Consider the following 13,050-nt stretch of genomic DNA (forward strand, 5'->3'; position numbering starts at 1 on the left):
CTGAGTCGGCTCCGCCGACAGACTGGCTGCAGTGGGCTAAGCCGACAGCGGTAGCCCTTCGCCGTTGACGACCGATTCATCGTCGCCGCTGGACGCCGTTTCTCGCGCATCGTCGGCGGTCGACGACTCGGCCGCTTCGGCGTTGCCGTTGGTGTGCCCGGTCTTTTCGATGATGCGCACGATGCAACGTGCAAGATCTGGCCCAACCGAGGTGGCCCGCATTTCCACCGATGAGCGTCGGACGCCGTCGCGGTCCTCGTACTCGCTGGTGTACACGTGACCAACAACGATCACGGGCGAACCCTTCCCCAGCGCAGCGCCGACCCCAGTGACCAGGCGACTCCAGCAGTTGACCGTGACGAATAGCGAGTTGCCAGGCTCCCACGTGCCATCAGCGGTGCGTCGCCGCGAATTGCTCGCGACGCGGAACTTGATGACCTCTTGGTCACCGACCTGACGACGGACGAGGTCGTTGACGATGGTGCCGACGACCGTAATAGGTGTCTCGAACATTTCTGATTCCTTCTGTCATTGATTCACTTGAGCCGACGCAACGCCGGTACAAGCCATTGACCGCGGTGCCGCCGACAGGCCGACCACCGGATCGGGGCGGACGGGCACCGGCTGTGGATGAAATGCGCACTGTGGATGGCGAACGGCTGCGGGGCGTATGCCGTCTGCGGAGCGTGAGCAGGTGATGACGACAACGGAAAGGACTTAGGTCTGGACGCCGCTAGTGCGACCCGCCCTCTCGACGCGCCAGCTCGGCCAGCATCGCGTTGTATGCCGCGAGTTCCGCGTCATCGTCGCGATCGGCGGCGCGGTCCAGGCGTTTGGCGGTGCGCGCATCGCTGCGCCGCCACTGGATCAGCAGCGCGATCATCACCAGTACAAGCGGTACTTCCCCTGCCGCCCATGCGATTCCACCGCCAAGACGCTGATCACCCAGCAGGTCGGTATGCCAACTCAGCTGCAGCGAGCGGTAAAACGACTCTCCCAGAACGGACTTCATGCCCATCAGCACCACACCGAAGAACGCGTGCAGCGGCAGCGATGCGAACACCATCGCAACCTTGCCCAACTGAGGGATCTGTCGAGGCGTCGGATCGATGCCGATGACCACCCAGTAGAAGAGGTAGCCCGACAGCAAGAAGTGGACGTTCATCAGCACATGCGCGGCGTGGTTGTCGACAGCGGCGTCGAAAATGCCGCCGAAGTACAGGCCGTAGAAGCCCGCAACGAACAGCACCGTCGCCACGATCGGATGTGTCAGGAACTGCGACACCTGCGAGTGCAGCGCAGCAAGCAGCCACTCTCGAGGCCCCGGCGGATCGCCTCGCCCGGCCGCCGGAAGTGCTCGAAGAGCCAGCGTCACCGGCGCGCCGAGCACCAACAGGATCGGCACCAGCATCGACAACAGCATGTGCGCCACCATGTGCATCGAAAACATCGCCGGCATATAGCGGCCCAGACCCGACGACGTCGCGAACAGCAGCGCCGCGCACCCGCACAACCAGCCCAGTGTTCGGCCCACCGGCCAGGCGTCGCCACGGCGCCGCAACCGGCGCACGCCTGCCAGATACAACACCGCCAGCACGATCGCGGCCGTGCCGAAGATCAGGTCGAACCGCCAGCCGAACAGGACGCGCACCAGCGTCGGCGGCCCGGCGAAGTCGTACCCGATTGCGACCTCGACCGGACTCGGCTCCCGCAACAGCGGCGGCGGAGGGGTCCGCCCCAGGCCGACGGCGATGCCGAACGTCAGCCCGAACACCGCCGCCTCGACAAGCGCCAGGCGGATCAACGGGCCGCGCGCCGACGGATCGGCCCGCAACGCGACGAGGCCGCTGCGGCGCTGCCACCAGCCGAGCAACCCGAGCAGACACAACGCGACGAACTTCCCGATCACCAGCCAGCCGTAATCGGTACGGACCAGGTCGGGCACTGAGACCCGCACCAACGCGTTGACCACGCCGCTGGCGGCCATCGCCACGAAGCACCACAACGCCAGAGCCGAGAACCGCCGGGCCGCCAAGTCCGCGTGCTCACCCGCGCGTATCGCATGGGCCAGCAGCGCCAGCAGGCCGCCCGCCCACACCGCGCCAGCAGCGAGGTGAATCAGCAGGCTGTTGGTGGCCAGGTCATGCGCGCCGCCGGCCGACGAATGACCTGTCAGACCCAGCGGCATCAACGTGATCAGCGCCCCAGCCAGCAGCGCTGGCGTCCACGACCACCGCAGGACGGGCAGGCTGGCAACCGTCACCGCCGCGGCGAGAAACGCGGTCCACCGCCACGCCCCCGCGATGTCCACGACGCTGGCCGCCGACCAGATGCTGGCCGGATTGAGGTGCTCGTGCAGCGGCTGTCCGGAGACGTCGGACACCGTCAGCGGAACGAGCAGCGCCGCACACACCGTCCACACCGCCGAGGCGGCCGTGCCCAGCCGCAGCGCGCGATAGCCGCCGGCGTCAAGGACACCATTGCTCTGTGGGGGCACCAGGAAAGCAGCGAACAAGAACGAGCCGACGGCAAGCACCGAGGCGATCTCCCCCGCCGCCCGCACGAACGGCAGGCCGTAAGTGGTGACGGGCCCCGGATCAGGCAGCCCGGTGGCGGTCAGCGCGTCGGCCAGCGACAGCACGCCGATACCCGCAGCGGTCGCCCCGGCCAGTACGGCGACCCCGACCAGCACGGGCCACACCGCGCTGCTGCGCACGCTGGGCGCGGCCAGCCGGCCGGGTGACGTCATGTGTCCAGCGTATGGCGTGGCATCTGACTAGCCGCCGGCGGCGGCGTGGCGTTCGACGGTCTGGTGTGACGCGCGGCGCAGTACCTAGGCGGACTCGCTGCGCAGCCCGCGTCGCTTCATCTCGCGCATGTAGAACTGTTCGCGGGCGATTTGCTCGACCTTGTCCATGTCGCGCAGGACCCCGCGCAGTTCATCGCGGAACGCCGTCCGTCGCTCGTCGAGATCGGCCGCCGGTTCCATCAGATGCTGATCGGCGACCACCTGTCGCGCGGTCGCGAACAGCAGCGCCGACACCGACTCGTTGCTGCGCACCCGGTTCTGTGCGGCGTACTGCCTGCCGACGCCCAACGCTTTCTTGGTCAGGTCTTTCTCATCGATCTCGACCGGCGCATCACGCAGCACGTCGGCCACGATCTCGTACGCCTCGAAATATGGCCGCAGCACAGCCGCCGCGATTAGTGGCTTCTTTTCCCGCAGCAGCGCGTCGATCTGTTCACCGCCCGCGGCGACGCTGTCTTCCCAGTCCTCGTGCCACGACATCTCCTCTGCCACGTGTTCGCGGAACGCAGCGGAGTCGGCGAAGTAGAAGTCGAACTTCAGCAGATCGCGAAGCCGCATGACCTGTGACCAAAAGGCTTCTAGCCGTTCGCCTTCCGCTCGGGCGACGTACGCGAGGCCGAGCTCGACGATCGCCGTCTCCAGAAGCGCGTGGATGATCGAGTTGCGGTAGAACGCGGCCTCATGCTCCTGTTCGGGCGCGATCCGCCAGACCGGTTCTCTCCCGTCGCCGATGCACGTGACGGGATGTCCGTTGGACAACGCGTCGAGCGCTGCGCGCACACCGTCGGGAGTGCGCAGCCGTAATGCGCTGTTGGTCATCGGGGTTTGCTTGCGCTCCAGATAATCCAGCGAGTCCTGCAACGTGTGGTGCAACTGATCAAGTGTGAGGGCCACACCGCGTGTGGTCAGCAGCAATGCGGACACCAAACCCGTCGCGTTGACCGGAGTCGCCCGCAGGATCCTCCAGGCCACCTCGAACGCTATCTTTTGCAGCGCAAGGCGTTTGGCCGCGTCGTCCTCGGTGAGCGGGCTGTGCGGCGGCCCCAGGTATTGCCGCATCGACACCGCTTCGGGGAAGCGCACGTAGATCTTGCCGTAGTTGCGCTCGCCCTGAGCCTTGATGAAGTTGTACAGCCAGCTCAGTCCTTCGGGCGTCTTCTCCCCGCCACGTGCATAGGCCGCGTATTCGGCCGTCTCGTGCAGCTGGTCGAAGCTGATCGAAACCGGTTGCAGCAGTAGGTCATCGGTACGGCCTTCGAGATAGGCATTGGCGACGTAGGCGAGTAGACCCAGCTTGGGTGGCAGCATCTTGCCGGTGCGTGAGCGGGTTCCTTCGATCGACCAGCTCAGGTTGAACCGCTTCTCGACTACATATCCGATGTACTCCTTGAGTACATACTTGTACAGCGGGTTGTCGATCTTGCGTCGGATGAAGATGACTCCCGAGCGGCGCATCAGCGACCCCATTGGAGGGAAGGCCATGTTGATGCCGCCGAACGTGTGCACCGGCGGTAATCGGTTCTCGTACAACGACACCGTCAGCACCGGATTGTCGAGATTGGACCGGTGCGACCACAGCAGCACTGCGGGATGGTCCTCCAGGTTGCTGCGCATGGCCTCGACCTGGTCGCGGTCGTAGTCGATGCGCGGATCGAAGCCGCGGCTGAAGATCGCCCGACTCAGCGTCGGGATGAAGTCGATCGAAAGCCGGCTCCACCCGGTCGCCATCTCGTCGAGCATCTGGCCGGCTTCTTCGACGGTGGCGTCGGGAATTTTCTCCAGGCCGGCGCGGAACCGGGCGGACGCGAGCATCTCGTCCTTGACCAGCCGTGGGGACTTGTACTCCGGCCCCAGGAGCCGGTACTCGACTCGTTCGATCGCCAGAATTGCGCGGCGGATCACGAATCGTGCAAAGTCACGGGGGTTTTCGGCGACGGTGGTGTCACTCCACTGCTGACGCAACTCGGAGACCTTCGCCGGCTCACCCGCGACTACGCGTGCGCGCGACGGGTCCTTGCGCAGGATGCGGCGCTGGAGAAGCTCCGGCGGGCGGTAGGTGTCGCGACCCGACACGAACGAGACGATCTTGGAGCGCCTGGGCAGACCGCCGGGCACCCAGAACACCCGCACCGGTACGACGGACCGGTCCTCGTCGGCTTCGAGTTCTTCAACGAGCTGCGCCAGCACACCGGGGGGTGGATCCTCCGCCGGCAAGCGCAGCACGTCGACGTGTGAGTCGGGGTTCTCCCGCCTCTGGCGTTCCAGCCAATCGTTGAGCAGCTCCTCTTCGGCGGGCGACGACACCGATGCGAGAACAAGCGCGTCGTCGGTGGTGGTGAAGGGGGCGTAACTGTCGGCAGGGACCTTCACGGCCGGCCCTTCGCGGCGGCCTTTTTCGTCGCCTTCTTGGCTGCCGCCTTCTTCGCGGGCGCCTTCTCCGCCTTCTTTGCAGTCTTCTTCGCCGGGGCCTTCTTCGCCGGAGCCTTCTTACGCTTGTACAGCTCGGCCGTAGGCACCTGGTCGTGCGGCCAGGCTTTGAGTGTGTCGAGGTATAGCTGACGAACTTCGGCGATGCGCTCGGGAAGGTTGTCGTGGGTCCAGTCGTCGATCGGAATCGGCGGATACACCACGACGTCGACGGTGCCGGGGTTGAAGGTGCTCGAGTCCCGCGCGGCGATCACCTCGGCGTTGCGAATGACTATGGGCACGATCGGGATTCCGGCCGACATCGCGATCCGGAAGGGTCCCTTCTTGAACGGGCCGACTTCTGTGGTGTCGAGGCGAGTACCTTCTGGCGCGATGAGGATGGACAAGCCTTTTCTCGCAAGCTCTTCCACCTTCCTGAGCCCCTCGACGGCCTTCTGAGGATCGTCGCGGTCGATGAAGGCGGCGTCCATGATCTTGCCCATCGTGCCGACGATGGGATCGTTCTCGAGCTCCTTCTTCCCGACCGACGTGAAGTTGTCGCTGACCAATCTACCGGCAATGATCGGGTCAATTTGGTTGCGGTGATTGAAGATAAAGACGGCGGGTCGCTGAGCGGTGAGGTTCTCCTTGCCCAGCACGTTGACGTTGACGCCGGTGGCCGTCAATAGCGCCCGACCGAACGTCGAGGTAAAGAAATTGACGCCGGTCCGCCTATTGCGGGTCAGCAACCCAAGCCCAAGCGCACCGGCGGCAATCGGCACCATCGACGCCACACCGGCAACCGTTCGCAGTTGCGAAATCGGATTGCTTCCGCTGCGACTGGTGAACCGCAGCACGGGCCAACCACGTTTGGCTGCAACCGCGGCGAGCTTGCCCGCCGGGTTGGTCGGCCTCGGATTGCCGACGAGGTACATCAACGCGACGTCTTCGTCGCCGTCGGCATAGAAGTAACTCTTGGACAGATCGACGCCGTTTTTCGCGGCGAACGCCTGCACCGCCCTCGCCTTGCCCGGTCCCCAGAGGATGGGTCTGAGCACTTCACCTGAGATGCAACCGTTTTCGTCGGTTTCGAATTTGTTGCTCAGTACGTTCTCGATGCCGAGGAATCGGGCCACCGGTTCCACCTGCACCGTCAACGCCGACGAGCTGAGCACCACGGTGTGCCCATGCGCCATGTGTGCACGCACCAGCTCGCGCATCTCCGGATAGATGCGGCCGACGATCTTCTGCTCGAACAGCCGCTCGGCGAGTTCGTCGATGTCGGCGAGTGAGCTGCCGCGCAGCATGCGGGCACCCTTGCCGATGAGGTCCTCGAACTCCGAGCGGCCCAACTGGTGGTTGAGACCAGCCTGCACCATGCCGATAAATTCGCCGACGGACATCTGCCGACGCCGCAACCGGTCTTGGGTCATGATCACGCCTGTGAAGCCGGCGACGAGAGTGCCGTCGAGATCGAAGAACGCGCCGACCTCGGGCCCAGGCGGGCTGGCCTCGATCTCAGCGACCGATCCCGGCAGCCGCAATGTACGGGGGTTGGACTGACCGTTGGCCGAAGTCATTGCGCCGCACTTCCGTTCGAAGAGACCGGGTTGAGTTCGGCGGTGTCGATCGCGAACGACGCCGGCGCGGCTCGGCCCTCACCGCCAAGGGCCAGCACTTCGTCGAACCCGGCCACCAGGCAGCGTGCCCACAACTCCGGGTTGGTGATGGAGGCGCGGTCGTAGCGCGTGGTGATGGTGCAGTATCCCGCGCGGGAGATCAGCACGACCATCATCGCCACGCCCGGCAGCGGGCCAAGGCCGTACTGCCGCAATATCTTTGCGCCGGCGATGAAGGTGTCGCCCGCGTACACGGGCACGTTGCTGGCCTGAACGTCGGAGTTGACGATCGAGCCGGCCATCGACTCCAGGACCGTGTCGGGCAGCAGGCTGAGCACCGGCGCGATCGCACCCATCATGTCGATAGCGCGCTCGTCGCGTTTGCGTGTCATTTGTGAGCGGATGTTCTTGATCCGAATCTCGGGGTCGGTCAGGCTGATCGGCGCCGCGAGGTTGACGCCTGCGAAGCGGTTTCCTCCGGCCGGATCCGCCTCGGAGCGCAGGTTGACCGGCACCGCCATCGGCAGCGCGTCGATCGGAACTCCCTTGGCTTCGTGGTACAGACGCAGGGCTCCGCAGAGCCCGGCCAGGTAGGCGTCGTTGATCGAGCCACCGGCCGCCTTGGAGGCCCTGTGCAGGTCGCCGAACTCGATGTCGATCGCTTCGGTGCGCGACGACAGGCTGCGGCGTTGGAGCACCGGCGACGGCGGAGCGACAGGACCGACCACGCGGGCACCCGACATCGCGTACTCGACGGCGTCGCCCATTCTTGATATCGGATCGCGGATCACTTCGCCCACCACATGCGCGGCACCGGACAGCACTCCCCCCAGCCGACCCACGATGGTGCTGGGCAGCCGGTTAATCCCTTGGCGCATCAGGTCATTGGGCGACAAGTCCTGCGGGATGGGTAGCGGCGGAGGGGCCTGCGGCGGCGGTTCGCGCTCGAGGTCGTAGATGTTGGCGAACATTTCGACGGCTCCGACGCCGTCGGTGACGGCGTGGCTGAGGTGCATCATGACGGCGGCGCGTCCGCCTTCGAGGCCCTCGACGAGAGTCGCGGTCCACAGCGGCCGGGAGATGTCGAGCGGTGACAGCGCCGCGACCTCGGCCAAGTCGACGAGCTGGCGCAGCGTCCCCGGTTCGGGGAGGCGCAGCCGGCGGACGTGGAAGTCCAAGTTGAAGTCGGGGTCGATGACCCAGCGCGGCGCCGCGGTCGGCAATGTCGGCGTGACGACTTTCTGTCGTAGTCGCAGCACCTTGCGCGAGGCGTTTTCGAACCTGGCCCGGAAGCGCTCCCAGTCAGGCGTCGCGTCGAGGATCTCCAGCGTCATGATGCCGGAGCGGGTACGCGGGTTGGCTTCGCCGCGATGCAATATCTGGTCGAACGCGCTGAGTTCCTCCGGAAGACCTGCCGCGTCGAGTTCCGGCACGTCACTCATGCTCGTCGCTCCCATCCCTACTCCGAAGTGCAGACACCACGCTAGTCCGCCGCCCGTTGGCGCGGAACGGCTTTATATAGCTGTTGCGGGCGCAGGGTTCCCCGTTATCGCAAGATAAACTCGCGAGGCTGCCCCCGTAGCTCAGCGGACAGAGCAGCCGCCTTCTAAGCGGTAGGTCGCAGGTTCAAGTCCTGCCGGGGGTGCTCTGAACAGGGGCGCCAGTCAGCGGCGTTTCGTCGGCGCACTGAAACTCTTGCGGTCATCACATCTTCATGTCCCACAGCACGGCAGCGGGGTGACTTCAGCTCAAGCCGCCTCTTCATGAAGCTCCGGACTCGTCAACACACGCACGAATTCTTCAGCTTGGTCGTGTGAGATATTCCGTTTGCACACCGCCAAGGCTTGCCTGACGGCCGCGATGATGAGCGGCATAACTTCCGCTTGAATGCCGTCTTTGTCCCCTGGTGCCATGGGTCGTGGCGTTTCACCAGACTTGACAAAGTTGAATTTCTGTTTGAAGGCTTCCGACCTCTCGGTGGCTGCCGGTGAATTTATCGCATTCTCCGCTGCCGCCAACGCCGCGACCGTTGCGGCCAGCTTGTCGGGATGCCGCAAGAGTTCCGCAACAGGGGATTGGCGAGAAAAGCCCTTCTCCCCCTTCTCCCCGTGCAAACGCAGAATGGCCTCCAGGATGTTCATCACCCCTTCCATGTACACGACTTCGAATCGCTGGTGCTTGAACACTCGGATTGCGTTATCTCCTCGCAAGTCCGTGCCCTCGGGCAAAACGGGGACCCCAAACCTCCGATGTATAAGAACAACCGTCTTGATTGCATTCTTTGTTTGGCTGGGACTGAAGGCGTAGGTGTTGGCGAACCTCTTTATGGCGGGCTTGAGCTCATCGTCCGGCCGCAGCGATGCGAGTGCGGCACGGCCGACGTAGGGGCCCACCGCAATGAGCGTATTGGGCACCTTGATTTCAGCGTTGACATAGGCACGAAAGCATTCAGGACTGACACAACCATCTTCGTTGTTTTCCGGCACTGTCACATCCTCCATAAGAGTCCCTGCGCGTTGTGATCCGATGTTTCAAGTCAGTGTCCGGTCACGGCGTCGTTTTGTACGCCCGTTTGCCGGCGATCCAGGTTTCATCCACGTTGCGGTCGTCGCCGACCATCATGACGCCGAAGAGCAGCTGCGCCGCCTGATCCACAGTCTCCGGGGCACCCTCAACGGTCAGCGATTGGCGCCAGCGCATGGCCGACTGCCCTGCATTCCAGTCGATCGCCACGAAGTCGGCCTCCTTACCCTTGGCGAAATTCCCCAGGAGGTCATCGAGGTAGAGGGCGCGAGCGCCGCCCAGCGTCGCCAAGTAGTAAGCCCTGTACGGCGACAGGATGTTGCGCTCGGCCTCCGCCCGGTCCTGGTCGCGCGAGTCGACAGAGCCGTCGAGCATGGTGTTGTTGCACATGCCGACCTTGTAGGCCTCCTCCAGTACGCGGACGATGCTGAAGGCGTTGCCGCCTCCCACATCGGAACCCAGCGCAACGCGCACGGGGTGCTCGGGGTCCAGGGCCCTGCCGAGGCGAAACAGACCGCTACCCAGGAACAGGTTGGACAGCGGACAGAAGGCGATGGTCGCCCCCGCTGCAGAGAAGCGGCGGAGCTCGTCGCGAGATAGCCAAACGCCATGCCCGGCTACGAATTTGGGGCCTAGGAGGCCGTGGCGGGCATGTACCGCCGTGTAATCCTGGCAATCGGGGAATTCGGAGCGCACCATCCGCACTTCCGAGGGGTTCTCGGAGACGTGGGTGTTGATCCAGCAGTCCTCGTGCTCTTGCTTCAGCTGCCGGCAGCGCTCCAACATCTCGGAGCTGCAGACGCCAGGGAAGCGGGGCGTAATGGCGTAAAGGTTCCGGCCCTTGCGGTGATAGCGATCGATGAGCCGCTTGGATTCGCGGTAGAAGTCGTCGGGCGTGATGAGGAAATCGTCCGGCCCGAAGCGATCGATCCCCGCCAGGCCGGCAATGACGCGCATGCCGCGGCGGGTCGCCTCCTCAAAAAACTCCTCGGTGGACACCGGGCTGCTGGTCGTGAAGGCCATGGCCGTGGTCGTGCCGCCGGCCAGCAGTGCGTCGAAAAAGTGCCCGGCCGCGGTGCGCGCGTAGGTGCGGTCCTTGTATTTGAGCTCCTCGGGGAAGATCCAGCTCCGCATCCATTCGAGCAGTTGATTGCCGAAAGCACCCAAGACGCGGAGCTGCGGGAAATGGATGTGGCCGTCGATGAACCCGGGAAGGATCAGGCGATCTTCGATGTGCGTCACCGGCAGGCCGGCGTGGCGCTCAGACAGGTCGGCGAAGTTGCCGAAGTCCTCGATGATGCCGTCCCTGACGACCAAGAGACCATCGCCGACAAAGCGCGCGGCCCGGTCCTCATGGCCGGGGTACTTCCACGGGTCGTCGACGAAATCGAAGAAGCTCCCGCGGACAGCGCAACTCGCCGGCATGAAGGGTTTCCTCGGCATCTGATCCGAAACAGCAAGGCGAACGGCACACTACTACTGGCCCGCGCCCTTTGCGCTCAAACATGCGGAACTCGCGGGTCCGCCTCCACCGGCGCAAGAGTGCTCGGACCGATCGCGGTTCGTCGTCAATTCATCGCCGATGAGCACAATTCAGCGATACTTGTCGGGTTCTCAGCCGAGCACGTCCGCAGTAAAACCCGTTGGGAGGCAATCGAAAACCGGCATATTCGAGCGGTTGATGCTTGACACATCGGTTTGAGATGAGGGTTGAGAGCATCAGGCCGTGTTGGCCGTCATCAGTGACGGATATAGATGGCACATCGCGATGCAGGCACTTTCACCCATCCAGAAATGCTGAGTCTGCGACACTCACTCGGTGTAGCTATACACAGAGGAGAAAGCGATGATACGAGAGCCTGTGAGCAGTCTCGTCGGTTTGGGCGCCGCGTCGCTCGCGATCGCCCTTCCGCTTCCGCCAACGGCATTCGCCGACCCTCCGTCTTGGAACGGCGAGTACGCGATCACGTTCATCGTTGGGCCAAAGTCCGGGACCAGCATGGCGGCCGGTCAGCCTGAGGGGCAGTACGCCGAGACCTATGGATTCCAGTCGAGCTGTACAAGTGGTAAGTGCACGGCGACGATCGTCAGCGGCCCTCCCCCGAGGAATCCGACGGTTCCACAACCGGTTCAATTCACCTGGGACGGTTCGTCCTGGACACAAACGAGCGATTTCCAATGGGACTGCATCCTGGACGACGGCACGGTCCAATGGAACCCGGCGCGAGCCGACGTGCGCTATACGCCCCAACCCGACGGGTCGCTTTCCGGAATCATGCACACCGAAATCTCGAGCGGCCCATGCCAGGGCACAGTTGATATGAACATGACTGCCGAGCGCGTATAAGTCCTGCAGCCGTCAGCGGTGCGGCCGCGTTAGCGATCGGAGACAGAATTGCCAACGGCTAGCGCTGTCAATGAAATTGTTGAATACGTAAATATCGGCGGGTATGCTCTCGATGATCTCGCCCCTGGCAAGATGGGTTGCTATCTACAGGCTTGGGGAGGGCGCCGGAGATGAGCACGACCGGTAAGAAGCGCATAAAGAAGATGACGATGGGCGTCGCGGCGGTCGGGGTCGCGACGAGCATCGCCGGGGTTGCCGCCACGCAGCCGGCTTTACTGTCGGCGCCGCTGGTTGACCTTGCCGCGCTGATCGTCGTCGGCAGCTCTACACACCCGGACGGAAGTGGCAACGAGAACTTCTTCCAGGGCAAATTCAATGCGCCGCCGTACAACACCACCGGCACCGACATCACCCACGTCAACTTCTTCACCGGGCCGTGGGGAATCAACCAGGCGTTGCAGGCCAACGCCGGCGAGCAGAACGCCGTCCTCTCCTCCGGCTGGGGCGCCGCCAATGCCAGTTTGCTGCTGATGCAACTGCAGGCACAGCACGATCCAACGCTCCCGCAGACCGTGTTCGTCTTGGACAACAACGTCGCCAGGCCCAACGGCGGCTTCGGCACCCGTTATCCGTGGTTTGCGTTGATCGGCGTCAACCCGTTCCCGACTCCGACCGACACCGACGCTGCGGCCCTCGTCGACGTCGGTTACGCCTACGACTACAACTCGAACGCCCCCGCAGATGTGTGGAACGTCGTGGCGGACGTGAATTCGTTGGTGGCATACCTGTACCGCCACCTGAACCAGGACCACCTCGACCTGCCGGTCAACGTCGACGGGTCGCCCAAATACACCTGCGGGTCAGCCAACACATGCGGCATCACCGACAACGGTCAAGTGCTTGAATGTCCGGACGCACAGTGCGGCGAGGTGCCGGCCGGCGACCGTGTGGCCGCATACGTCACCAAGCGCGGCAACACCACCTATGTGACGTACACGAGCAACGGCCTGCCGCTGACCAACCTCATCCGCGACGTCGTGCCGGTTTTCGGCAATTTCATCGCGGATCTGACCGAGCCGCTTCTGACGGTGCTGGTCAATTCGGCGTATCCCGGCGGCAATCCAATTCCGGCGGATCCCAGCAAGTATGAGCCCGCACGGCTATTCCCGCCGCCGGCAGAGATCGTCGCGACGGCGACCAAGATTCCCGGCGCAATCCAGCAGGGACTCGAAGCGGTCACCGGCGGCGGGTCCACCGCATCGACGACGTCGACGACCACCCTCACGGCCGACGCCGTATCAACGGACAAGGATGTGCAGGCGTCCACGGACAAGGGCGCGCAAACG

The 13,050-nt window shown here is 64.2% G+C and carries 9 protein-coding genes and 1 tRNA gene; 3 read left to right on the forward strand and 7 right to left on the reverse strand.

The window, feature by feature from the left end:
- Positions 1–36: 36 nt before the first annotated feature.
- The 5 genes from VJV41_RS03750 to VJV41_RS03770 all read right to left on the reverse strand — a co-directional run bounded on the left by VJV41_RS03750 (position 37) and on the right by VJV41_RS03770 (position 8,276).
- Complete coding sequence (locus tag VJV41_RS03750; protein ID WP_325331218.1) at positions 37–513, reverse strand: single-stranded DNA-binding protein; 477 nt, start codon at positions 511–513, stop codon at positions 37–39.
- A 220-nt stretch (positions 514–733) separates the two neighbouring features.
- Positions 734–2,749, reverse strand: a complete 2,016-nt coding sequence (locus VJV41_RS03755) for a cytochrome c oxidase assembly protein (RefSeq protein ID WP_325331220.1) — start codon at positions 2,747–2,749, stop codon at positions 734–736.
- 84 nt (positions 2,750–2,833) lie between these two features.
- Positions 2,834–5,179, reverse strand: coding sequence for a glycerol-3-phosphate 1-O-acyltransferase (locus tag VJV41_RS03760; protein ID WP_325331222.1), 2,346 nt, complete (start codon positions 5,177–5,179; stop codon positions 2,834–2,836).
- Positions 5,176–6,795, reverse strand: a complete 1,620-nt coding sequence (locus VJV41_RS03765; protein ID WP_325331224.1) for an HAD-IB family hydrolase/lysophospholipid acyltransferase family protein — start codon at positions 6,793–6,795, stop codon at positions 5,176–5,178. The genes VJV41_RS03760 and VJV41_RS03765 overlap by 4 nt, the downstream gene beginning before the upstream one ends.
- Entirely contained in the window at positions 6,792–8,276 is a 1,485-nt protein-coding gene (locus VJV41_RS03770) for a wax ester/triacylglycerol synthase family O-acyltransferase (RefSeq protein ID WP_325331226.1), read from the reverse strand. Before VJV41_RS03770 ends, VJV41_RS03765 begins: the two co-directional genes overlap by 4 nt.
- Positions 8,277–8,406: 130 nt before the next feature.
- Between VJV41_RS03770 and VJV41_RS03775 the strand changes: the two genes are divergently transcribed.
- Positions 8,407–8,479: transfer RNA gene (locus VJV41_RS03775), tRNA-Arg, on the forward strand.
- A gap of 103 nt (positions 8,480–8,582) precedes the next feature.
- Here the strand turns inward: VJV41_RS03775 and VJV41_RS03780 are convergent.
- Positions 8,583–9,320: a hypothetical protein gene (locus tag VJV41_RS03780; RefSeq protein ID WP_325331228.1), complete on the reverse strand. Its 738-nt coding sequence runs from the start codon at positions 9,318–9,320 to the stop codon at positions 8,583–8,585.
- A gap of 61 nt (positions 9,321–9,381) precedes the next feature.
- A complete protein-coding gene (gene guaD / locus VJV41_RS03785) occupies positions 9,382–10,782 on the reverse strand; it encodes a guanine deaminase (RefSeq protein ID WP_325331230.1) in 1,401 nt (466 codons plus the stop codon).
- A 436-nt stretch (positions 10,783–11,218) separates the two neighbouring features.
- On the opposite strand from guaD, the gene VJV41_RS03790 reads away from it, so the two are divergent.
- Positions 11,219–11,704: a hypothetical protein gene (locus tag VJV41_RS03790; protein WP_325331232.1), complete on the forward strand. Its 486-nt coding sequence runs from the start codon at positions 11,219–11,221 to the stop codon at positions 11,702–11,704.
- A gap of 170 nt (positions 11,705–11,874) precedes the next feature.
- Positions 11,875–13,050 (forward strand): PE-PPE domain-containing protein (locus VJV41_RS03795; RefSeq protein ID WP_325331234.1); only part of this gene is annotated, 1,176 nt, incomplete at its 3' end.

Source organism: Mycobacterium sp. (genome assembly GCF_035274705.1).
Classification (GTDB): domain Bacteria; phylum Actinomycetota; class Actinomycetes; order Mycobacteriales; family Mycobacteriaceae; genus Mycobacterium.